The organism is Methanoculleus taiwanensis (assembly GCF_004102725.1).
In the GTDB taxonomy this organism is placed as follows: domain Archaea; phylum Halobacteriota; class Methanomicrobia; order Methanomicrobiales; family Methanoculleaceae; genus Methanoculleus_A; species Methanoculleus_A taiwanensis.
Map to the genome: position 1 here is coordinate 440538 of NZ_LHQS01000002.1, position 22853 is coordinate 463390.

21 protein-coding genes are annotated in these 22853 nt (G+C 64.1%); all 21 read right to left on the minus strand.

The window, feature by feature from the left end; all coding sequences use genetic code 11:
* Positions 1–76 precede the first annotated feature (76 nt).
* The gene (gene dcd / locus ABH15_RS07030) at positions 77–634 is read right to left on the minus strand and encodes a dCTP deaminase (RefSeq protein WP_128693654.1); all 558 of its coding nucleotides are present in this window, start codon (positions 632–634) and stop codon (positions 77–79) included.
* Positions 621–1367, minus strand: coding sequence for an RNA methyltransferase (locus tag ABH15_RS07035; RefSeq protein WP_128693655.1), 747 nt, complete (start codon positions 1365–1367; stop codon positions 621–623). Before ABH15_RS07035 ends, dcd begins: the two co-directional genes overlap by 14 nt.
* A 7-nt stretch (positions 1368–1374) precedes the next feature.
* Positions 1375–2067 carry a phosphoglycerol geranylgeranyltransferase gene (locus ABH15_RS07040; protein ID WP_128693656.1) on the minus strand — a complete coding sequence of 231 codons (693 nt, stop codon included), beginning with the start codon at positions 2065–2067 and terminating at the stop codon, positions 1375–1377.
* A 5-nt stretch (positions 2068–2072) separates the two neighbouring features.
* Positions 2073–4868, minus strand: coding sequence for a DNA topoisomerase I (locus ABH15_RS07045; RefSeq protein WP_128693657.1), 2796 nt, complete (start codon positions 4866–4868; stop codon positions 2073–2075).
* Positions 4869–4872: 4 nt separating this feature from the next.
* On the minus strand, positions 4873–6297 hold the full coding sequence (gatB, locus tag ABH15_RS07050) for an Asp-tRNA(Asn)/Glu-tRNA(Gln) amidotransferase subunit GatB (RefSeq protein WP_128693658.1): 1425 nt from the start codon (positions 6295–6297) through the stop codon (positions 4873–4875).
* Positions 6294–7595: an Asp-tRNA(Asn)/Glu-tRNA(Gln) amidotransferase subunit GatA gene (gatA, locus tag ABH15_RS07055; protein ID WP_128693659.1), complete on the minus strand. Its 1302-nt coding sequence runs from the start codon at positions 7593–7595 to the stop codon at positions 6294–6296. The genes gatB and gatA overlap by 4 nt, the downstream gene beginning before the upstream one ends.
* On the minus strand, positions 7596–7865 hold the full coding sequence (gatC, locus tag ABH15_RS07060) for an Asp-tRNA(Asn)/Glu-tRNA(Gln) amidotransferase subunit GatC (protein ID WP_128693660.1): 270 nt from the start codon (positions 7863–7865) through the stop codon (positions 7596–7598).
* A complete protein-coding gene (locus ABH15_RS07065; RefSeq protein ID WP_241648082.1) occupies positions 7849–8853 on the minus strand; it encodes an asparagine synthase C-terminal domain-containing protein in 1005 nt (334 codons plus the stop codon). Before ABH15_RS07065 ends, gatC begins: the two co-directional genes overlap by 17 nt.
* A gap of 217 nt (positions 8854–9070) precedes the next feature.
* Positions 9071–10426 carry an adenylosuccinate lyase gene (gene purB, locus ABH15_RS07070; RefSeq protein ID WP_128693661.1) on the minus strand — a complete coding sequence of 452 codons (1356 nt, stop codon included), beginning with the start codon at positions 10424–10426 and terminating at the stop codon, positions 9071–9073.
* A gap of 232 nt (positions 10427–10658) precedes the next feature.
* Positions 10659–11003, minus strand: coding sequence for a class I SAM-dependent methyltransferase (locus ABH15_RS07075; RefSeq protein ID WP_128693662.1), 345 nt, complete (start codon positions 11001–11003; stop codon positions 10659–10661).
* Between the two features lie 91 nt (positions 11004–11094).
* Entirely contained in the window at positions 11095–11865 is a 771-nt protein-coding gene (locus ABH15_RS07080) for an ATP-binding protein (RefSeq protein WP_128693663.1), read from the minus strand.
* Entirely contained in the window at positions 11862–12896 is a 1035-nt protein-coding gene (locus tag ABH15_RS07085; RefSeq protein ID WP_164913661.1) for a hypothetical protein, read from the minus strand. Before ABH15_RS07085 ends, ABH15_RS07080 begins: the two co-directional genes overlap by 4 nt.
* A gap of 4 nt (positions 12897–12900) precedes the next feature.
* Positions 12901–14802: an ASKHA domain-containing protein gene (locus ABH15_RS07090; protein WP_128693664.1), complete on the minus strand. Its 1902-nt coding sequence runs from the start codon at positions 14800–14802 to the stop codon at positions 12901–12903.
* Entirely contained in the window at positions 14803–16131 is a 1329-nt protein-coding gene (acsC, locus tag ABH15_RS07095; RefSeq protein ID WP_241648034.1) for an acetyl-CoA decarbonylase/synthase complex subunit gamma, read from the minus strand.
* A gap of 8 nt (positions 16132–16139) precedes the next feature.
* Entirely contained in the window at positions 16140–17078 is a 939-nt protein-coding gene (locus tag ABH15_RS07100) for an acetyl-CoA decarbonylase/synthase complex subunit delta (protein WP_128693666.1), read from the minus strand.
* Between the two features lie 8 nt (positions 17079–17086).
* A complete protein-coding gene (gene acsB / locus ABH15_RS07105) occupies positions 17087–19117 on the minus strand; it encodes an acetyl-CoA decarbonylase/synthase complex subunit alpha/beta (RefSeq protein WP_128693667.1) in 2031 nt (676 codons plus the stop codon).
* 137 nt (positions 19118–19254) lie between these two features.
* On the minus strand, positions 19255–19851 hold the full coding sequence (locus ABH15_RS07110) for a DUF2115 domain-containing protein (RefSeq protein ID WP_128693668.1): 597 nt from the start codon (positions 19849–19851) through the stop codon (positions 19255–19257).
* Between the two features lie 57 nt (positions 19852–19908).
* The gene (gene corA, locus ABH15_RS07115) at positions 19909–20967 is read right to left on the minus strand and encodes a magnesium/cobalt transporter CorA (protein WP_128693669.1); all 1059 of its coding nucleotides are present in this window, start codon (positions 20965–20967) and stop codon (positions 19909–19911) included.
* Positions 20964–21947: a mechanosensitive ion channel family protein gene (locus tag ABH15_RS07120; protein WP_128693670.1), complete on the minus strand. Its 984-nt coding sequence runs from the start codon at positions 21945–21947 to the stop codon at positions 20964–20966. Before ABH15_RS07120 ends, corA begins: the two co-directional genes overlap by 4 nt.
* Positions 21948–21963: 16 nt before the next feature.
* Positions 21964–22197, minus strand: a complete 234-nt coding sequence (locus tag ABH15_RS07125) for a DUF5654 family protein (protein WP_128693671.1) — start codon at positions 22195–22197, stop codon at positions 21964–21966.
* A gap of 324 nt (positions 22198–22521) precedes the next feature.
* Positions 22522–22776, minus strand: a complete 255-nt coding sequence (locus tag ABH15_RS07130) for a DUF5654 family protein (protein WP_128693672.1) — start codon at positions 22774–22776, stop codon at positions 22522–22524.
* Between the last annotated feature and the right edge of the window lie 77 nt (positions 22777–22853).

Below are 22853 nucleotides of genomic sequence, written 5' to 3' on the forward strand. Positions count from 1 at the left end.
CCATCTCTATATAGAGTGCGGCGTGATGTCTGCAGGTTATCAGGCGTATCTGGAAAAATAACGGGCGGGATCGGCGTCAGGCGCCGCGCCGGTTCTCATGGTAGCGGGAGAGCGTCGCCTGCCGCTGATCCATGTATTTCGCATCCCCTTTGAGATTGTACGGGCGCTCGGCGCGCTCCGTCGCGTAGAAGACCAGCTGGCCGATCGGCATCCCGGCGTAGACCCTGACCGGCCGGGAGTTGACGTTGCACATCTCGAGCGTGATCGTCCCGCGGAACCCCGCGTCGATCCACCCTCCCGTCTGGTGGAGTTCGATCCCGAGACGGGCGATGCTGCTTTTGCCCTCGATGCTCGCGACGACCTTGTCGGGGAGCTCGATCGCCTCGTACGTCTCGGCGAGGACGAACTGGCCGGGCTTGAGGACGATCGCGTCCGTCGTCGTCTCCTCGATCCCCGCGCAGACGCTCTCGCGCTGGTAGGGGTCGATCACCTCATCACCCGGGACGTACCAGACGAAGTGGCTCCCGAGCCGGATATCGAGCGAGTTCGGCTGTATCAGGGACGGGTCGAAGGGATCGACCCGGATAAACCCTCGTTTGATGTGGTCCTCAATCTGCCAGTCAACAAGAATCATTGATAGTAGTATCTTCCGGAAACCCGTTTATGGTTTCTTCTTTGTTCTCCATGTGCCACTCGGCCCGCCGCATCAGGCCGTGGAACGTGCTCGCCTCCCGTGCGGTGAGCTTCGTCCGGCCGAGAACGCGCCGGATCAGGGTCATCGTCGTCGTCCGTTTGCAGTCGGGGTGGTCGATCCGGCTGAGGAACTGATCGATGTGGGCGTAGAGCGCCTCCATCTCGACGGACGACGCCAGGTGGTAGGTTCCCCGGGGGAGGTTTGCGAGCTCGTAGCAGAGGATCCCGACGGCGTGGGAGAGGTTTAAGATCGGGTAGGTCGCGCTCGTCGGGATGGTGCAGATGAGATTGCTCCGCAGGAGTTCGCTGTTATTGAGGCCCCAGTTCTCCCGGCCGAAGAGGATCGCGACGGTGCCGTCGATGTCGGCGACGATCTCCCGCACCTCGGCGGGCCCGTAGTAGGGCATCCGGGTCGGCGTGCAGATCGACTTGCTCACCTCGCCGGTGGTGGCCACCACGAAGTCGTGCTCGCGGTAGACATCCTCGAGGCTGCAGCGCCGGGCATTCTCGAGGACGTCGCGGGCATGCGACGCCCGGGCGCGGGCGTCGCCGCCGAGCGGGCAGGGGTCGACGAGCACGAGCCGGTCGAACCCGAAGTTCTTCATGACGCGGGCGGTAAACCCGACATTCCCCTCGTAGAGGGGTTCGACGAGGACGAATGCAATCTCCGGCATGGGGATCTTACTGCACTGCCCGGACGGTCGCCCGCAGTACGTCGGTGCCGTTATCGTAGACCGCGTTCCCGACGACGATCGTATCCGCGTACCTGCCCATCTCCGCGGCGCGTTCGGCGGAGTTGATCCCGCCGCCGTAGTAGAGGACGGCGTTTTCGACCGCTTCGGCTGCGGCACGCACGACCGCAGGGTCGCCGTAGGTGCCGGAGTACTCGATGTAGACGATCGGGAAGCGGAAGTAGCGGTCGGCGACGCTCGCGTAGGCGGCGACGTCGGAGGCGCTGATTTCGCAGTGCGCCCCTGTCACCCGGCCGACGGCCGAAGCGGGGTTCAGGACGATGTAGGCCTCGGGCACGACCTTCTCCCAGTGAATGCTCCCGTTGCTCCTCCGCAGCCACGCCTGGTGCTTCCCGACGATCCAGCGGGCGTCGTCGGTGTTCATCACGCTCGGGACGAAGAGGAGGTCGATCCCGTCGAAGATCGCGCACTCGGGCCCCGCGGGCTCCACCACGAGGGGGAGACCGTGTGCGGCGACCATATCGAGGAGGTCGCGCATATTCTCGGGCGTTACGTTCAGGGTGCCCGAGAGCATCAGAGCGTCCGTCCCGCTCGTTACCACATCCTCCACCGCTTGCGGGGAGATCGTCTTGTCGGGGTCGAGTTTGGTTACATGAACCCATTCTTTCCAGTTCTGCTGCATGGACGTCACGTCAGGTTGGCGATAAGGGTGCGTATCGTGGCTGCCGGAATACCGGTGATGGCCGCGGTCTGGTCGGGGTCGGCGTTTCGAAGCGTCGCTTTATCGTAGATACCGGCGAGGAGGAGCTTTTCGAGCGTCGTCTCGCCGATACCCGGGACGGCGAGCAGGTCCTCGCGGCCGCGTTCGTAGCTCCCCTTCGTGATCTTCAGAGGAACCGGGCGGTCGAGGTGCTCGCAGACCTTCTCCACATGTTTATAAACGGTCTCCGGATTCAGGCCGGTTCTGCTGGCGAGGTAGGGGATCGGGAGGAGACAGAAGGCGTCGGGGCTCGTGATCCCCGCTTCGCGGTACTTCTTTAAGGAGACGGCCGGAACGCCGGCCTCTTTGAGCGTCCGCTCGTGGCAGATCTCGCGGGAGGTGGTGAGGAGTTCCTCCGCCTCCGCTTCGCTGATCCCGGCCTTCTTGAGCGTCGAGGCGCGTGCCCCGCTGAGCGAGCGGATATCCCCGATCCCTTCGTCGAGGAGTTTTGCGAAGATCTTCGCGTGGCTCCGGCCGCGGCGGGGCGGCACGATCTTCCGGAGGAACTTCCGAAGTTCCGAGCGGCGCCGGAGGACGTTTAAGACCTCCCCTGCCTCGGCGATCAGCATCTCCGCTTCGGTCTCGGTGACGCCTGCGGCTTCGGCGAGAGCCTCCGGTTTCATCCCCGCGATATCGTAGACCGCGTAGATGTGCCGGGCGCGGAGGCGCTCTCTGATATCGTCGGTCATCCCCGGCATCATGCCGAGCGCCTCGACGTTCGACTTGATGTGGCTGCAGAGCGGGCAGCCGATGTTCCAGGGCGGCGCTCCCTTCCTGATGAGGCGGACGTGGGCGAGGGTATGCTCGGAGCAGACCTCCTCGACCCGGATCGCCCGCCCCCACATCGAGCCCGGGAGGCTGATGTTGAACCGGCAGTCCGGGTATCCCGTGCAGCCGATGAACTGCGACGCGCCGGTGTGGCGGATCCGGAGATCCTCACCGCAGACCGGGCAGGGGCCGAGGGTATGCTCTTCGGCCGTCTGCTCCATGATCTCGCCGCCGATCTCCTGTTCGTGTGCCTCGAGCTCGTCGAAGACCCGGTGGAGCATCTCGCGGGACTCGGTGATCACGTCCTCCCGCGTTCGCTGCTGCTCTTTGATGAGCTGCATATGTTCTTCGAGCGTCCGGGTCATCTCGGGTTCGGTGATGGTGTCGGCATGGTTGTCGAGGGCGTCGGTGACCGCACGGCCGACGAGCGTCGGGCGGAGGGGGTTACCCTGCACGTAGCGGCGGGAGACGAGTTTTCCGATAACCTCGTGCCGGGTGCTCTTCGTTCCGAGGCCGAGTTCCTCCATCACCTGGATCAGCTTGCTCTGCGAGTAGCGGGGCGGGGGCTGGGTCTGCTTCTCCTCGAGCTGTATCCCGTGGATGGGGAGCCGCTCCCCGACTGTGAAGGTCGGCAGGATATTCTCCTTCGCCTCGCTGTACGGGTAGACCCGGCGCCACCCGGGATCGATCAGCCGCCCGCCCGTCGCGGTGTAGGGCTCGCCGCCGGCGTCGAAGGTGCACTTGATCGTCGCCCACGTCGCGTCGGGCGAGAGGGTTGCGAGGAACCGGCGGACGACGAGTTCGTAGATCTTCCAGCGGTCGCCCGCCAGCGCCTGCCGGGTCGCCGCCCCTGCGGGGTGGATCGGCGGGTGGTCGGTCGTCTCCTTCTTGCCGCGGGTCGGCACCGGCCGGCGGTTCTTCTCGACCCATGCGACGTCTTTGTCGAAGTCCGTCCCGCGGAGCGTCTGGAGGATGCCGTTTAAATTCAGGGACTTCGGGTAGACCGTATTGTCGGTTCTCGGGTAGGAGATGTACCCGTTCATGTAGAGATCTTCGGCGATCCGCATCGCGTTCGCCGCCGAGAACCCGAGCCGGCTCGCGGCGACGATGAACGACGTGGTATCGAGCGGGGTCGGCGCCCGGTCGGTCTTCTGCCCCTCCTTGATCGCGGTGACGGTCAGGGGCTCGCGCGTCCGCTCTTCAGCGGCGAGCGCTTCGGCGTGGTCGTCGAACTTCCCGTGGGTGTGCCGCGCCTCGACGGCCGTTCCGTCCTTCTCGGTCGCAAGGGAGAGCATCCAGTAGGTCTCGGGGACGAAGGACTCGATCTCCTTCTCCCGTTCGACGATCATCGCGAGCGTCGGGCTCTGCACCCGGCCGACGGAGAGGATGTTGGTGCCGCCCCGCTTTGCGGCGATACTGATGAACCGGGTGAGCGAGGCGCCCCACATCAGGTCGATCGTCTGGCGGGCCTCGCCGGCGGCGGCGAGCGCGAAGTCGATCTCGGTGAGGTTCGCGAAAGCCTGCCGGATCTCCTGCGGGGTGATCGCCGAGAACCGGGCGCGGTTGACCGGGACGTCCTTGTTCACGGCGCGGACGAGCTCGTAGGCCTCTTTCCCGATGAGTTCTCCCTCGGTATCGTAATCGGTCGCGATCGTCACGAGGTCGGCTTTCTTGGCGAGTTTCTGGATCAGGCCGACGATCTTCTTCTCGGTCGGTTTCTTCACCGTCCCGGCGTCGATCAGGCTCCGGGGCGTGTGGACGGTGCTCCGCCAGTTCGTGTAGCCGGGCTCGAAGTCCACCTCGACCACGTGGCCTTTCAGGCCGACGACGGTCTTGGTGTCGAAACTGTAGGTGGAGACGCTTCCGTCCTTGACCGCCCGCACCTTCTCGTCGCCGGCAAGGATGCCGGCGATACGGTTTGCCGATATATTCTTCTCTGCGATGATCAGATGCACGTGCTTACACCCCGGTCGTGTCGATGCACCCGGCCACGATCCGGCCGAGTTCGCGCGGGTCGGCGCGTCCCCGCGTCTCTTTCATCACCTGGCCGACGAGGAAGTTGAGCGCACCCTTCTTCCCGGTGCGGTAGTCGTCGACTGCCTGTGGGTGCGCCTCGATCACCGAGCGGACGATTGCGTCGAACTCCCCGCCGGTCGCCTTCGCGAGCCCTTCGCGCTCGACGATGGCGGCGGGCTGCTCGCACGCCTCACCGGCGGCGCAGGAGTCGAGCATTTCTCTGAGCACCTCGACGCCTGCCTTGTCGGTGATGGTATCCTCCTTGAGGAGTGTGAGGAGCTCGGCGAAGTGGCCGGGCGGCACCGCCGCGATCCGCATGCTCCGGTAGTTGAGCTCGCCGAGGAGCGTGTCCGCGACCCAGGTGGCGGCGAGCACCGGATCGACGGCGGCGATCCGCTCGTAGAACTCGGCGACCTCAAGGTCGCCGGTCAGCGTCCGGGCGTGGTTGAGGGAGATCCCGTACTGCTCCACGAACCGGTTCTTCCGGGCGACGGGGAGCTCGGGGAGGACGATCTCCTCGACCCACCCGGAAACGGCGAGCGGCCGGAGATCGGGCTCCGGGAAGTAGCGGTAGTCGTGCTCCTCCTCTTTGCTCCGGGCCGCGGTCGTGACGCCCCTTCCTTCCTGGAAGTGGCGGGTCTCTCTGACCGTGACCGGCTGGCCGCGCCGGACGAGGTTCCTCTGCCGGGTGACCTCGAAGGTGAGCGCTTTTTCGACGCCCTTGTAGGAGGAGATGTTCTTGACCTCCACCCGCTCGTAGCCCTCGATCGAGATGTTCGCGTCGACCCGGAGCGAGCCTTCCTTATCGCCGTCGAAGACGCCGAGGTATTCGAGCGTCGAGCGGAGGCGGTTTAAGAACCGGCGTGCCTCCTGCGGCGAGCGGAGGTCGGGCTCCGTCACGATCTCGAGGAGCGGGATGCCACTCCGGTTGTAGTCGACGAGCGAGTAGCGGACACGGTCGCCGCCGCCCTTGTGGACGAGCCGGCCGGGGTCCTCCTCGAGGTGCGCTCGCGTGATCCGCACCGTCTTTTCGTGCCCCTCGTCGTCCTCGATCTCGAGATTTCCCCAGACTGCGAGGGGTTTGTCATACTGGGTTATCTGGAAGGCTTTCGGGAGATCCGGGTAGAAGTAGTTCTTCCGGGCGAACTCGGACTCCTCGGGAACTTCCATCTCGAGCGCCTTAGCGACCCGGAGGCCGTACTCCACTGCTTTTCTGTTCACGCGGGGGAGCGCGCCCGGGAGGCCCAGGCAGACCGGGCAGCAGTGGGTGTTCGGCGGGTCGTCCCGGTAGTCGGTCGAGCATCTGCAGAAGAGCTTCGTCGCGGTATTGAGCTGGACGTGGATCTCAAGGCCGATGATAACGTTCATGATCGGCCTCCCTGCTCGTAGGCATAGGCAGCGTCGACGACGCGCTCGTCCTCGAAATGCCGCCCGATCAACTGCAGGCCGACGGGAAGGCCGTCCACCGTCCCGCAGGGGACGGAGATCGCCGGGACGCCTGCGAGGTTTGCCGGTACGGTCAGGATATCGGAGAGGTACATCGAGAGCGGATCGCTCTTCTCGCCGAGCCGGAACGCCACGGTCGGCATCGTCGGGCCGGCGATGATATCGACCTCTCCGAGCACCCGCTCGAAGTCCTGCCGGACGTTCCGGCGGGCGATCTGGGCTTTGCCGTAGTACTTGCCGTAGTAGCCGGCGGAGAGGGCGAAGGTGCCGAGCATGATCCGGCGGCGGACTTCCCTGCCGAAGTGCTCCCCGCGCACCTCCTGGTAGGCCTCGTGCCACTGCTTCTGCGTCGGCGCCGCGGGGCCGTAGCGGACGCCGTCGAACCGGGCGAGGTTCGAACTCGCTTCGCTCGTGCAGATGACGTAGTAGGCGGCAAGCGCGTAGGACATGCTCGGGATGGTACAGGGCACCGTCTCGGCGCCGAGGTCCTCGAGCCGGCCGATAGCGTTTCTGACGGTCTCTGCGACCCGGGGGTCGACGCCTTCGCCGAAGTACTCGGCAGGGAGGCCGATCCGAAGGCCGGCGATATCGGCGGAGGGTGTGTGGGCATAGGGGCGGTCGACCATCGTCGAGTCGCGCCGGTCGTATCCGGAGATGACCTCCATAAGGAGGGAGACCTCTTCGACGCTCCGCGCCATCGGGCCGATCTGCTCGAGGGAGTTTGCGTAGGCGACGAGGCCGTAGCGCGAAACCCGGCCGTAGGTGGGTTTCAGGCCGACGATCCCGCAGAAGGCGGCAGGGCAGCGGATCGAACCGCCGGTATCGGTGCCGAGCGCCATCGGGACGAGCCCGGCGGCGACGGCTGCTGCACTTCCTCCGGAGGAGCCGCCGGGGACGCGGGTCTGGTCGACCGGGTTTAAGGTGGGCCCATAACCGCTCGTCTCGGTCGTAGTGCCCATCCCGAACTCGTCCATGTTGGTCTTGCCGACGATCGCGGCGCCCTCGCTCCGGAGGAGCGCGACGACGTGTGCATCGAAGGGCGGCACGTATCCAGCGAGGATCCGCGATCCGCAGGTCGTCTGGATGCCGCAGGTGGAGATGTTGTCCTTGACGGCGACGGCCGTGCCGGCGAGTCTCCCGTCGGTATAGGGGGCGGCGTTGCAGGTGGTGATGAAGGCGTTATAGCGATCCGCGGGCTCGAAGGTGAGGGTTCCCGCCATTCACATCACCCGCGGTGCTTTGATAAATCCGTCTTCCGTCGATCCGGCGTTTGCGAGGACGTCCTCCTGCGAGAGGCAGCAGCCGGGCTCGTCGTCCCGCCAGACGTTGACGAGTTCCGCCGCCACCGTCTCTTTCCCGGGAACCTGGTCGAGGACGTCGAAGTACTCCAGGATAGCGTTGAACTCACGGGTGAACCCGGCAACCTCCTCACGGGAGAGGCCGATATCCGCAAGTCGTGCAATATTCTCTATATCAATCTCCGATACCATATTCTGCCCTACTGATCTGATTTAAGTACCCTTGTACCGACTTTTTATAACCGTTTTTACGTGCGAGCCGCTGGATGACCCGCCATATTCCGCTGCCGTACTGCATTGCTTTCTTCTCATGCCAGGCGATCTCCGCTGGAATGTGGCGTTCTGCGATCGTTCGGAGGAGGTGCTTGCGCACCCCGTCGCGCACCCGCTCGTGCGCCGGGACGCCCCGGATAGCGCGCACGACACGGACATCCATATAGGGGAGCGAGAAGTATGCCCCGTGGAGTGCGGCGATGCGCTGGTCCCGGAGCGCCTGATCGGCAAGGCCGTGGAAGTCGTGCTCGAGCTCGGCCGCGAGGTCATCGGACCCGAGGTAGCGGGCGTACCCGCCGAAGAGTTCGTCGGCACCCTGGCCGGCGAGGATCCGGGAGTAGCCCTGTTCGCCTGCCCACTCGGCGACGAAGTACAGGGTGGTCGCGATCGAGGCGTCGACCGGGTTCGTCGGATCCGGGATCACCGAAACGACATGGGTGAGCGCCTCCTCGATCAGCGCCTCCGTCGGGGTGACGGTGTGGAGGGTAAGACCGAGCTCCCGCGCGGCCCGCGCAGCCTGCACTGCGTCGTGTGACTCTTCAAACCCGACGACGACGCACTCAAGACCGGCGATCCCGGCGACGAGCGACGAGTCCACCCCGCCCGAGAGGGCGACCACACCCTCGTCGCTCCGGAGGCGGATGGCGGTGAGGATGGCCTCTTCGAGATCGCACGGCGGCGGCGAGGGCTCGATTCTGCCGACTGTTCGGCCGCCGCAGACGATTGCGCCCGCCGGGACGGATGCCGGGATGATCCCGAAGTGGTCGCGTGCCCTGCAGGCATCCCACGCGAGGGCGAACTCGCCCCCGCACTGCGAGAGGAGCGCCGGTTCCTGGCTGAGCATCCGCTCGATCTCCGTACGGGTGAGGCGCTCTCCGTTCCGCTCCATCCAGCCTGTATACTGCACGTCCAAAACCGTTGCTCCCGTCCTCTTCCGGCATCGCCGCTCGCGGGCGGCCCATACGCCGGAGGTTGAACTATCTCTGGTTTTGAACCGATGAATTATAAATATGATTGAATATCGAACGGTTCGCGAGAGCGGGGCTTTCCATTTTTTACGGGATGAACATCCGGGGAAAAGCGCTGCCGGGCAGCTTGCTGCAGAAAAAGAGGTGGGGGGAAGCTCACCGCACCGTCTCGTCGCCGGCGAGCGGGGCAAGTTTCTCGCGGAGCATCTCCACCTGCCGCACGGCCGTGCCGATGTATGCGTCGGGGTCTAAGAGCTCGAGGAGCTCCCGGTGCGAGCAGTAGGCGGCAACCGCCGGCCGCTCGGCGAGGACATCGGCGAGGTTCCGCCCCTCGGCGAGCGCCTGCATGCTCGCTTCCCGCATCAGTTCGTGCGCCTCCTGCCGCTCCATTCCCCTTTTTGTCAGTTCGATCATCACCGATTCGGCGAGGTTGATCCCGCGCAGCAGCATCAGGTTCCGGCGGATATTCTCCTGGTTTATCCGGAGGCCTTCAAGCACCCGCGTCATCACCACGAGGATATGATCGAGGAGGATCGAGGCCTCGGGGAAGAGCACCCGTTCGGTCGAGGAGTTCGTGAGATCCCGCTCGTCCCAGAGGACGTTGTTCTGCAGAGCCGGTTCTACGGCCGAGCGGACGATCCGGGCAAGCCCGCAGACCTGCTCGCTCTTGATCGGGTTCCTCTTGTGCGGCATGGTGCTCGACCCGACCTGCTTGCTGCCGAAGGCCTCCTCGAGTTCGCCGATCTCGGAGCGCTGCATGAGCCGGATCTCAAGGCCAATCTTGTCGAGCGTCGTCGCCACGTTCGCGAGGAACATGAAGTACTCTGCGTAGCGGTCGCGGGAGATGATCTGGTTTGAGACGTCGACGGCTGAAAGGCCGAGGAACTCCATCATCGCCCGCTGGATCTCCGGCGCCTTCTCGCCGAGCGCTGCCTGGGTGCCGACGGCACCGGTCAGCTGTCCGACGAGGAGGCGCGGCCGCATCTCGCGGAGCCGCTCGATATGGCGTGCCACTTCGCTCGCCCAGATGGCAAACCGGAGCCCGTAGGTCGTCGGGACGCCGATCTGGCCGTGCGTCCGGCCGGCGCAGACGAGGGTTTTGTTCTCGCCCGCCCGCCAGAGAAGGACGCGCAGGAGGTTCGCCAGTTTCTGCTCGATCAGCGCGAGTGCGTCCCGAAGCTGCAGTCCGGTTGCGGTGTCGAGGATATCGTTCGAGGTCGCCCCGTAGTGGATCCACCTGCCCGCATCCCCGCAGACCTCGGTGACGGACCGAACGATCGCCATCATATCGTGGTTGATCTCTTCCTCGATCTCCTTTGCCCGTGCAAGGCTTGCGTTCTCGGCGCATGCCGCTATCGTCCGGGCGTCCTCGTCCGGGATCATGCCGTATGCCGCCTCCGCCCGGGCGAGAGCGACCTCGGCGGCGACGACCGCCCGGAAGCGGTTCTCCTCGCTCCAGACGCTGCGCATCTCCGGCGTGCCGTACCGGTAGTCGATGGGGTGAATTGCCATAGTAGAGAAACGTTGGCCTTCCCGGATGAAAAAAGGGATGGCGTCGCAGGGCCTTCCGGCACCCGGTGAGACTATCGAGGCCGGGGTATGGGGAGGTTCTTCCCCCTTTTCATCAAGCACACCCTAAAACTGCCCGGAAGTGAAGAGATCGTGGGCACGGCCAGTACCGGTATCGCAATTGGGGGGCGAGCACCCTCCTGCTAACGAGCTGTGGCGCAGTGCACCCCTTCTCTCACTTCACGCCCGTTCCCCTGAAGAACGTGTAGCAGAACGTCCCGTCCCTGAAGGGGAGGTGCATGATATCCGCCTGCCCGAACCGGACGCCGGGATCCCTCCGGCGTGCCTGCAGTACGGAGGATGCGGCGATGTCCACGGAGACGATCGCCGCCCCCGGGCTGTTTTCTGCAAGGATCACCGTCTGTGCACCGACCCCGCACCCCGCCTCGAGCACGAGGCTCCCCGCAGGATAGCGGGTGTCACTATGCAGCAGTTCCGTCAGCGTCTCTGCTGGATCGTGGAGGCGATCCGATTCGCGCTCGGAATCGCCGTGGATGTACGCTCTTCTGCCTTCCGCCATAGGCGCACCTCTCTTCGGATGGCGTACTGGTGTGTGTTCTTTGTCGTATATGGGTGGTCGGTTGGGGTACGGCGAGACGGCCGCGATCAGGTCATCGCCTCCGCCGTTCACACGCATCGAGCAGCCGCTCTGCAAGCTCCCGCACCGCCGTCCTGGCAGGGCTGCTGTCCGGAATACCGACGATCGGCTCGCCGGCAAGATCCGCCTGCTCCACGGCCGGGTCTTCGGGAACGGTGGCTATCAGGGGGAGTACGGTGCCAAGCTCCGTCTCTTCTCTGTTGATGCCGTCCCGAACGCGGTTGACGCAGAGGAACATCCGGTCCTGCGCCAGACCGAGCGTTCCGGCGATCTCCCGTATCCTCCGGGCGGTCCGGATCCCCCGGGCACCGGGATCGCTCACGATGAGCAGAACGTCGGGGTTCTTCACGGTCCCCCGCGCGATATGCTCCATGCCTGCCTCGGAGTCGACGACGACGAACCGGTAGTCGCGTTCCAGCGTGCCGATGCACTCCGAAAGGAGGGCGTTCGGGAAGCAGTAGCACCCCGACCCTTCCGGGCGCCCCATGGCGAGAAGGTCAAAGCCTTCCGCTTCTGCCAGCACCCGGTGGAACCGGAATTTGATATAGCCGGTGCGGTCCATGCCCGGCGGGATGCTCTCCGTGAAGGCCTTCTCGCGCACGTTCCCCAGCGTCTCCTCGAGCGCAATTCCGAGCGCTTCGTTGAGGTTCGTGTTGGGATCGGCGTCGACGGCCAGGACCGGCCGCTCACCTGCCGCAATCAGGGCATCGATCAGCAGCGCGGTAATCGTCGTCTTGCCTGTCCCTCCTTTCCCGGATACGACGATGGTGCAGGGTAGGTTCATGCCGCCTCCTCCCGGGCACGGCGGGAGAGTTCGGCGGCGGTCTGCATGATCGCCTCCGCGTCCGGCACGTCGGCAAGCCTGATGCCGCAGGTGGGGGTGATCAGTGAGCGCTCATTAAAGAGGCGGTCTCCCACGAGATCGGTGACTTTGCTGCGGATCTGCATGAATCGGTCAAAGAGCGCATCGAGGCTCTCGGCAGCATAGAGGTGCGGTTCGGAGGGGACGATGCCCCAGGCGATCACCCCGCCCGCCTCCAGGTAGGCGGCCAGGTCGTCAGCGTAGAGGAGGAACTCCCGGGCGTGCTGGTACGCGTCGAACGAGATCACGGCGGGCTCAAGCGACATAAGGAAGCCCCAGTCGGTGTTGGAGCAGCAGTGAATCCCAAGACTCCCCTCGAGGAGACCGGCGGCATCGGAGACGCTCGAGCGTACGACCTCCTCGTCGACCGGAACGACCGAAGACCCCAGTGCCGCCAGGTACGGCTCGTCCAGGACGATCAGCGTCCGTTTGGCACCCGTTCGCTCACGCATGACCGTCTCGCACCACTTTGCCCGGAGCGCGATCATCTTGTTCAGCACGTCGGCGTACTCGGGGTCGTAGTGGATCGGCCTTTTGCGCTCATCCACCACCTGCATCCCGAAGGTGACCGATCCTGTGAGCTGGAATTTGAAGACGAGCACATCGGAGAGATCGAAAGAGAGCATCCGGTGGAACGCCGAACCGTACGCCTCTCCGACTGCGTATGGGGCGGCGTTCCCTTCCAGGTAGTCGAGCAGGATCTGCTCCATCGCCGGCGCATGGCTGCCCGATGTGTCGACCGTCAGCCGCTCATCCGCGAGCACCCTGCCTGGGAGGTGTTCCGAGTCGCAGAAGACGATCCGTTCGAGGAGCCCCCTGTTCGGGAGTGTCGGTGCGTACGGCACCCGGGGAAAGGCTGCCAGAACCGACCGGCATGCCGCGTCCGGGTCGAGGTGGGGAAGCGCCCCGATACCGGTCGCGTGCAGGTCCATCTGCGGGAGCATCGTCGCCATCCGATCACCCCCGCCTCATCCTGCACGCCTCGAGCGTCTGCTGCACCTTCGGGAAGAGGGTAAGATCGGTATGCGGCAGGAAGCAGCTTGATGTATACCGGTCCATGAACGACGGCTCCGCGTTCAGCTCGATGTAGGTGATCCTCTGTGCGAGGGCATCCAGCAGCTTGCGGGACTGCCGGTTGATCAGGGCGATGTTCGCGCCGGTGATCGCGCCGTTCCCGATGTTCTTCACCTGATCCAGCCCCACTTCGGGGATCAGCCCGATGGTGATGGCGTTCTCCTTATTGATGTAGTTCCCGAACGCCCCGGAGAAGTAGACCGTGGCGATCTCCCCGTGATCGAGGCCTGCCGCGTCAAGGAGCGTCATGCATGCGCCAAGGATTGCAGCTTTGCTCATGATCAGGTTCTTGATATCGTTCTCGGTGATGACGATATCCTTGGCGACCGCTGTCTCCTCCTTCCATGCCACCACAAACTCCGGACAGTAGCGCCCTCTCCTGACCCGGGGATTTTCGATCTCCATGTTGATATTGCCGTTCCGGTCGATGACGCATGCGCGGATCAGCTCGGCGAGCAGATCGATGAGCCCCGATCCGCAGATGCCCTGCGGTCCGGCACCGTTGATCGTCGTGAAGGTCGGGGTGAGCGTGTCGCCGTTGATCCGGACACGCTCGATCGCGCCCGGGTTCGCACGCATCCCGAAGAGCACCTCCCCGCCCTCGAGGGCAGGCCCGGCCGCGCCTGCACAGGAGAGCATCCAGTCGCTGTTGCCGAGGACCGCCTCGAAGTTCGTGCCGATGTCCACCAGGAGCGAAACCTCCTCGCGCTCTGCCATGCCGCTGGCCAGAATGTCGGCGATGATGTCGCCGCCGATGAAGTTGGAGACCGCCGGGAAGGTATAGACACCGGCATTCCGGTGGGTCGCAATCCCGATCCGGCCGGCGGCGGTCGAGAGCATCCGGCGCACCGCAGGCGTATACGGCTCTGCGATCATGTAGGCGGGGTCGATCCCGAGCAGGAGATGGGTCATCACCGTGTTGCCCGCGATCATCACTTCGAAGATGTCTTCGAGGTCGATACCGGCGGCATCGGCGGCGGCGCACAATGCATCGTTAATGCTCTCGGCCGCCAGCTGCTGCAGCCGGGCAAGGCCGCCTTTCCGTGCAAAGGTCACCCGGGAGAGGATGTCTTCACCGCAGCTGATCTGCCTGTTGTAGTTCGATGCCGTGGCCGCAATCCGGCCGTCTGCCAGACTCCAGATGTAGACCACGATCGTGGTGGTTCCGAGATCCACGGCAGCCCCGTAGAGCCGGTTGCTGCTGTCCCCTTCGTCCACGTGAAGCAGCCGGTATCCGCCGGGAACCAGCGCGACGGTCGCGGTCATATTCCAGTTCCCCTGGCGGAGCGCCCTGGGGAGGTACTGGAGGACGTCCAGCGGCACGTAGATCCGGTTCGGGCGCGGGCCTCCCTGCCGCTCGATCCCTTCGAGCAGCCGGTTGACGTCCGGGGTGGTATCGTCCAGGGATGGCGGGGAGAGGCGGAGGACGTACTTCCGGACTGCGGGATCGGGCGGAATTTCCGTCCCGGGAAACTCCACCAGGATCTTCTGCTGCTGCACGAGCGACTGTTCGGGAACCTCCACCCGTAGGTCGTTGACGACGAACGTCTGGCATGCAAGGCAGGCCCCCCGTGCGATCTCCTCGTCCGCAAAGAACCGGCGGTACTTCTCCAGGTCGAAGGAGGCGGTCCCGCTTTTTAGGAAGACAATGCATTTCCCGCATTTCCCCTGGCCGCCGCATACGACGTTCATATGAAGGCCGGCCGCTATAGCCGCCTCGAGGAGCGAGTCTCCCTGGTGCACGGTCGCCTTCCGGTAACCGGGCAGGAACGTGACGGTGGGCATCTAGGTTCTCCACTCCTTCTCCAGGTACCCGGCGAGCTCAGCCGCGTCCCGTGGGCCTACCAGCACCTTCCAGCCGGTTTCGTCCTCGATCTTTCCGGAGAGGGGGGCGGCATAGCCCGGGATGATCAGCTGCCGGTGGTCTACCTTTTCATTGAGGCTGAACTGCTTGATGGACGCAGCAACCAGGGATTCGGTCAGTTTCCCGCCGGCGACTGCGGTGAGCACCGAGAGCCCTTCGGTGTCCACCACAAAGAGGTGGCAGGGGATGCGGGACGCCTCCAGGTAGCCGAGCAGGGTGAAGTAGGTGAGCGAGAAGTTCACTGAGAGGAGCACGGGAGCATCGCGCCCTGGTTCGTTGACCGGGTAGATGCCCGGCGTCATCTGGATGGGTTTCTGCGGGTCGGTGTAGATGTTCTGCCGCAGGGTGAGTGCCGCCTCCATGGAGGCGGGCGAAAGCGGTTCGGTGACGATGATCCCGGCGTACTTCAGGACGCCTGCTGCAAGGGCGGCGTCGGTGATGCCGAGCGGTACGGTGTCGAAGACGATCGGGTAGCCGAGATCGGGGTCGGTCCGCTCGATCGCGGCCTTTCTGATCCGGGTCGCGGCGGCGATGAACTCGCGGAGCGATCCCGGTGCGATATCCAGCATGAGGTCAGGGACGCCGGCACCGACGCAGTTCCTGACAAGACTGGTGAGCGTCTTTACGTCGCCGGCCCGTACCGCCAGCGGGCAGCCGTAGCGCTTCGCAAGCGCCGCACATTCGCGCCAGTTTCTGTCGGTTGCGGCATGGATGAGCGGCAGGAAGTTCCCGCACTCCGCCAGTGCCGCCTCGTGGGCTGCCGGATCGGCGGCGATCAGAACCTCGGGCAGGTCGCCGCAGGCCTCGACCAGCGCCACGGTCTCTGCAAACTGCGTCGGAGACCCGCTCTCGTTGCGGATGGCAATACCGTCGAGCATCAGGTCCGTCCCGACCCGGTGGACAACGCTGTCACGGACATCCTCCGCGACGGTCCGCACCTGCTCTTCTGGCCAGGTATCGGAGATATGCACCATGATCCCCGGCGGGTGGTAGAAGGTCTTTTCATGCCGGAAAAGGACGAACTCCTCTCCGACGGTGACCGAGCGCTCACCGACGCCGACCTTCACGAGCCGGATTGGGGGACGGGTCGCACCGCCGAGGAGCGTTTTGGTTTCGGGATCGAGGTCAGGACACAGCTCCACATCCGCCTTGCCGGCTGCAAGCTTCATGGCAAAGGCAAGACAGGTGGGATAGCCGCATTTCTTGCAGTTCGTCTTTGGGAGGAGTTTGTAGATCTCCAGCGCCTTCATCGCCACGGTCACACCTCCTTTTGGCCGGAGGCCGGTTGCATCGCCGCAAGGGCGTTCTTGAGGCGTGCCACGGTCATCGGGTGCCGGACGCAGACGATCGAGGCGCCTGCCGCCAGGGCGGAAAAGGCGGTGTAGAACTCCCAGGCAACCGCCATCGCGTCTCTGTCGCCGGCCGCCGCCTCTCTCACCTCCCTGACCGCAAGCGCATCGGTGGCGGCGCTGATCATCGGCATGGCGAGATCGGCATCTCCGGCGAGCCCGGCCGTCCGGATCCGCTCCATCACCGAGTACGAGTACTCGAACCCGTACCCGAGCGCTCCCGTGTAGGGATCGATTACGATCCGATCTCGCGCTACACCGGTCTCCTGCAGAAGGATGTTCAGCTGCTTTGCCAGGTTGATGTCGATAGGGGACTGGGCGATCACCGCGTGGCCGTAGGCGAGCGCCGCGGCGGCGACGCTCCGGTAGCGGTCGGCTTCCGCGGTCCCGAGCAGAAGCCGTTCTCCCTCTCCGGCCTCGCCGCACCGCCTGAAGACCTCGCTGTCGAGCTCCGGTTCGCTGCTCCCCTCTACGATGAGGGGACGGGATGTTGCCGCAAGCACCTGTTCCATCGTTTTGGTGATCCCGGGAAAATCGTCGAAACCGCGCTGCTTTGTGCTGGTGAAGTTCAGCCGCACCAGATCCGCACCCCAGGTGCGCTCCGCCGTCTTCGCCCATTCGTCGGGTTGATCCGCGAGATCCCCCACGTATTCGCGGATAACCGGCGGCCAGAACTGGGTTTCGTCGCAGATCTCAAGCGCAACGAGCAGCCGGTCGGGCTCTGCCTCCGTGAAGGGGAGTTTCGTTTCTCCGCCGATCCTGTAGGAGACCTCCCGCGTCCCCCCCTCGCTCCGGGTGGCACCGAGCTGCACTTCGAGTACTGCATCTTCTTTCTCTGTCAACTGCATCTCCGTCCTCAAATAAGGGGTTTCATCTTCAGCACCGGATGGTCGACGCGTTCAAGGAACGCAATCAGGTCGTCAAGCGTCGGTGCGGTCGTCTCGTCGGCGATCTTTTCCGAGATGTTCGGCATGTCCAGGCTCTCCAGTCTCGCACGTAGCCGATCCCGGAGTTCCTCCTTGAGGGTCGACGGCATCCAGACGACCCGTTCGATGCCGTTCTCTGCCTGGAGGAACCGGTCGCTGACGATATAGTTCCTGGATACTCCGACGAATCCCGGGGTCTGCGCCCCGCCCCCGATGGTGCCGGCAAGGGTGGAGAAGGTCATCCCGAGCGGGGTCTCACCACCGAAGTCACGGTTGACGATCAGGATGCCGCTCACCTCCGGGACGATGGCGGCGATGCACTCAAAGCATCCGCAGGCGGTCATCGGGTTCTCCAGCATGCTGTACAGGGAAACCCGGTCAGTCTCGCCGTGGGATGCCTTCTTCACGAACCGGTTCACGCCTGCAAACTCTCCGAGCACCGGATCGATCACATCGCCTTTCCGGACGGGCTGGTTTGCCCCGGCCGGGGTGATCTCGTATGCGATGCGGGCATCAAGCCAGGTGATGGCGCCGCAGAGTGCGGGGCGCTCGGGAGTGATGATGCAGACGTGGTTTGGGGCGAACGTCTGGCAGAGTGTGCAGGAGTAGAAGGTCTCCGTGTCTTCGTCCTTCATGCCGGCGATACGCTCATCCCGTTCGGCATAGAGTGTACGCGCCTCCGGGAGCATCTCCCTGACCTTTTGGCCGTCGGTGACCAGCGTCACCTGCACTGCATCGATATGGTCGGGAAACTCCATCCTGAACTTGTGGGCGAGCAGCGTTCCGAGATCGCCGATCGTCACCCCTTTGGCGACCGCATCCTTCGAGATACGGACCCAGATCATGTCCCGCTGCGCGACATGCCAGGACCCCTCGCCGTAGTTGATGAACGTGTGGATTCTCCGCTCCAGTACCGGTTCAAAGTCCTTCTTCATCCTCTGCCCTGCGACATCCACGAGGACGGCAAGGGGGAGAGCGGTGCCCGGGGCGACCGAGTCCACGTCCGGGCCGACGACGCTGACCGCACCGTCACGGAACTCTTCTTGCGGGCGCATCCGGAGGAGTTCGAATGCCGGTGTCCGTCCCCCGCCGAACTCCACGTACATCTCTTCCTTGCGGATGCTCTTCCCCTCAAAGGCGGGAGAACAGGCCATGGGGATAGGTATCGCAGTGACGGCGACCCTGATCCCTCGCATCTCCATTCCCGTCCTGACCGTATCGGCGGGAGCGGTGCGGATCCAGGTCCCTCCTTCGTAGCCGCCCGTCGTGAGGATCGGAATCCCGAGAACCTGCAGTGCCTCGACGAATGCGATCTCCTCCTCCGTGAGACCGGGGAAGGCAACGACGAATGCCTTTGCCCGTTCCGCAGCGTAGACCAGCAGGCGGTCGAGATCGCCGGGTTGGACTCCGCCGAACATCATCGCGACACGGGCGATGATATCGGCAAAGTGGATCCCATCCGCCCCGTCGGGGCCGAGCGGCACCAGGCGGTAATCGAGCCCCACGTGGACGCCGGCCTCACCCAGGGCCGATACGACCCCGCCCGCGAGGAACGTGAGCATGTACTTCTCCTGCAGCTCCCTGCAGATGGCGGCCGCCGCTTCACCGCTCTCAGGCGTCCCCACGAGCAGACCGATGCCGACGACACTCCCGTCGACCAGCGAGTAGCCGAGCTTCCGCAGTATGGCATCGCCGATAAATCCCGTGTATGGCTCCTTCTTGCCGCCTTCCGAGGCGCTCCGTGCCGCCATCAGGCACTCGGATGCGACGAGCGGATTCATTCCCGACCGCTCGTATGCATCCCGGGCATCATCTGCGGTCTGCACGGCTATGCCGGTGACGGCATACGTGACGGGGAGGGCGTATGCGGTCCCTTCGTATGAGAACTGCCCTTCCAGCCGTTGCATGGCCCCATCGAGGCTGGCATTTCCGTGCTGCACCGCCGCATCGATACTGTTCATATCGGTACCTTCTGTATGGTGAGATCGGAGCGCAAGGGTATAAATAGTCGCTCGCACGTCACCGGTCGGATCGGTTCTGCCGCGGCACCGCCTCCAGGGCGGTTGACGATGAGGAAAATCCGGCCTCGCGAGGACTCCTACGGCATCTCGCTCTGCTCCGCAGGGCAGAAGTTGCAGAGCGAGTGAGGCACGTCTTTCTCCCGGTCGCGCACGGGGCAGAGGAATCTGCCGCTCCTCTCTTCCACGGCAAACCCGCCGGGAAACGGCATCCCGACCGGGTGGCCGGGGCGGTTGAGGACGAACATCTCGAATGCGGCGACGAGGTAGTAGAAGAAGCGGTGGCGGGGGCCGTAGTTGTCCGCCCCGGTATCGTCCCAGCAAAAGCACCCTTCCGGCACCATGGCGAAGTAGGCGGCGGCAGCCTCCCGGTCGGCGATCGGCTCCGCCATAGCAGTGAAGCGCCCGCTCCGGTGCATCGAGATGAGACGGTGGTACGCGCCGAGGATCTGCTCGGTGAAGTACGGGCGCACCGCCTCGCGGTAGGGTGAAGGAAGGCTCGCGACCTCCCGGTAGAGCCGTCCGCCGATCACCTGGAGATCGGCGAGCGTGTAGCGTTCCGCCTCGCGGGCGAGCAAGGTGCCGAGCTCGGCCTTTGTCCGTGCGGATGCAAGTAGGGCGCAGACTCCCTCGATATGCAGGCGTTCTGAATCCGCAGCGTGTCTGCTGTTGTGCATGCGCCTGATCTTCTGGGTACGCCGGGGGGGATGAAAAATCTCACTACCCCGAGCTTCTCATATCCATCGTTTTCGCCAGAACCAGATCAGCATCGCGATTGCGACGGTCGCCATCCCGACGAGCGCTGCCGGGTACGCCCACGGGTGGTCGAGCTCCGGCATATGCCGGAAGTTCATCCCGTAGACCCCGGCGATGAAGGTGAGCGGGATGAAGATCGTCGCGATGACGGTCAGGACCTTCATCACCTCGCTCATCCGCCTGCTCTGCTCGGAGAGGTAGAGGTCGAGGACGCCTGCCACCGTATCCCGGTAGGTCTCGACCGTCTCCGCCACCTGGAAGGTGTGGTCGTAGACGTCCCGGAGGTACACCCGCATCGCTTTTTGGATCAGGGGCGACTCCCCGCGCTCAAGGGCGCCCACCACCTCCCGGAGCGGCCAGACCGAGCGCCGGAGTTCGATCAGCTCCCGCTTTGCGGCATAGATCGCCTGAAGGGTTTCTGCGTCTGCGGATGCGAGCACCTCCTCTTCGATCCCCTCGATAGCATCCCCGAACTCCTCGAGCACCAGGAAGTAGCCGTCGACCACGGCGTCGAGCAGCGTGTAGGTGAGGTAGTCCGCCCCCTCTTTCCGGATACGGCCTTTGCCGAGCCTGAGCCGCTCCCGGATCGGATCGAAGACGTCTCCTGCCCGCTCCTGGAATGAGATGACGAACGAAGGCCCGAGGATCAGGCTGACCTGCTCGCTCCGGACGGCACCCTCTTCATAGCGGAGCATCCTCGTGACGATGTAGAGGTAGTCGTCATACTCCTCGAGCTTCGGCCGCTGCCGCGTGTTGACGATATCCTCCTCGGTCAGCGGGTGCAGGCCGGCCCGATCCCCGACCGCCTTGACAAGCCCAGTCTCGTGGAGGCCGTTCACGTTGATCCAGGTCGTATACCGGCCGTCCGGCAGGTCAGGGAGGCTCTCAGGGGCGACGGCGCATCGCTCGTCGTAGTGCTGCTCGTCGTAGGTGATCACCGATATCGTGACGGGTTCATCCCGCCGCTCGCCGATATGGACGAGCGTTCCCGGCGGGAGCCCCTGCTTCAGTGAGCTCCGGGACGGATCGGGCGTCACGATGCTCCCTCGAAAGGTCCTCCCTCGTAGACGATGATATTCTCGGTGGCGATCGCGATGTAGCCGGACTCTTCGACCGCCTCCAGGAGTTTCCGGGAGAGCTCGTCCTTCAGGATCCTCCGCGTCCGCACCTCGGTCACGTACCTGATATCGAAGGTGATCCAGTTGTCGGTGAGCGTCAGGTAGATCGAAGGTTCGACGACCTTCTTCGGGAAGTAGTACTTCTCGCCGATCCGGGCGATCTCCCGTTCCGCCTGGAGGGTGATCTCTTCAGTCTCCTTCGTGACGATCGCAAGGAAGAGTTCGGTTGCCCGTCGCCAGTCCGTGTCGTAGGTGATGGGGATCGAGATCTCGTCCCAGATGAAGGAGTGGTCTTTGGTGAAGTTGAAGCTCTTGGAGCTGAGGATGGCGCCGTTCGGCACCGTCGTGATACGGCCCGTCGGCTGGTCGCCCTGTACTCCCCGTTCGTGGATCTCAAGAAGCGTGGTATTCAGGATCCCGATATCGATAACGTCTCCCATCGTCTCCTCAAGCTCGATCCGGTCGCCGACGGTGTAGATCCGGGAGACGAAGATAAGGATGCCGCCGACGAAATTCTTGAAGAGGTCCTGGAGGGCGATGGCGATGCCGGCGCCGATGATGCCGTAGGCGACGAAGATGTAGTTTGTGTCGATCCAGATCCGGACGGTGACGGCGATGATGATGATATAGTAGAGCACCGAGACGGTGCGTTTGAACGAGTAGCGTGTCTTCTTTTCCCGGATTTGCCGGAGCGCTATCCACCGGATGACGGTAAAGATGAGGTAGATGATCGTCACGGCGAGGAACGTGAGGTAGAGCTTCTCAAGGGAGATGTCGGGGAAGATCTGATCCGCGAGCCAGAACGATACCGTGATGCCCGCGAGGAGCGCGAGGCTGATCAGCACCCGGACGGTATCCCGGAAAAACTCGTTACGTTGCTTCCTGGCATCGTCGTCCATCTCTCATGCCTCTCCGTCACACAATCTCTTTCGCCCGGGCGGCGATGCGCCCTATCCAGAGTGTTGCGATGACGGCGATGACCGTCACGACAATCGCGTAGACGAACATTGCCGGGATGGTGGTCTGCGGCCCGAAGTACTCCCTGAACAGCGCCTGGATAGCCGAGTTCCATGCGAGTGCGGCAACCAGCCCGAAGGCGGCGGTGATGAGCGCGGCCATTTTATCGATAACGTCCGTGGTGGGCAGCATCGGAGACTCTCTGCTATTCGGATAGGCACTCCGGCATCATATACTTATAGCCCTGAACGCGCCCACTGCGGCGGATGCTCGGTGTACAGGTCTGCCGGTGAGAAGAGATTGGGATCGCGGAGACGGCGAGGATATCCTGGACATCTCCCTCGGGCTGCGGGCACCTTCACGGGATATACCCTCCATCTCGTGCTACAGGCAGCCCTGACTGTGAATAGGGTCAACCCCCGCATAAAACGTCCCGGTTCGGGCTTTGGAGTGCGGCTCCATCTCTCAGGGAAAAGTGGCGGGTAGTATGGATAGCCTCCGGCGGGATCCCGGTGCTTATACCTTCCTTTCCTTGGCCATCTGCGCTTCCCGTGCCCGGGCGGCTGCCCGCCCGATCATGATGGTGGCGATGACGGCGATGATCGTGACGAGAATCGCGTACCCGAGCAGTGCCGGAATGTCGCTCTGCTCCCCGAAAATCTCTGTGAAGATCGCCTGAATCGCCCCGTTCCAGGCAAGTGCGGCAACCAGCCCGAAGGCCACGGTGATGAGATCGGACATCTTATCGATAATTTCTGTCTGCAGTGCCAAACCTGACACCTCCGGGTGAGCGATACGGCGCTCCTCTCTTAAAGGTTTGCTTCACTTTCGGGGCGCCCGGTATACCC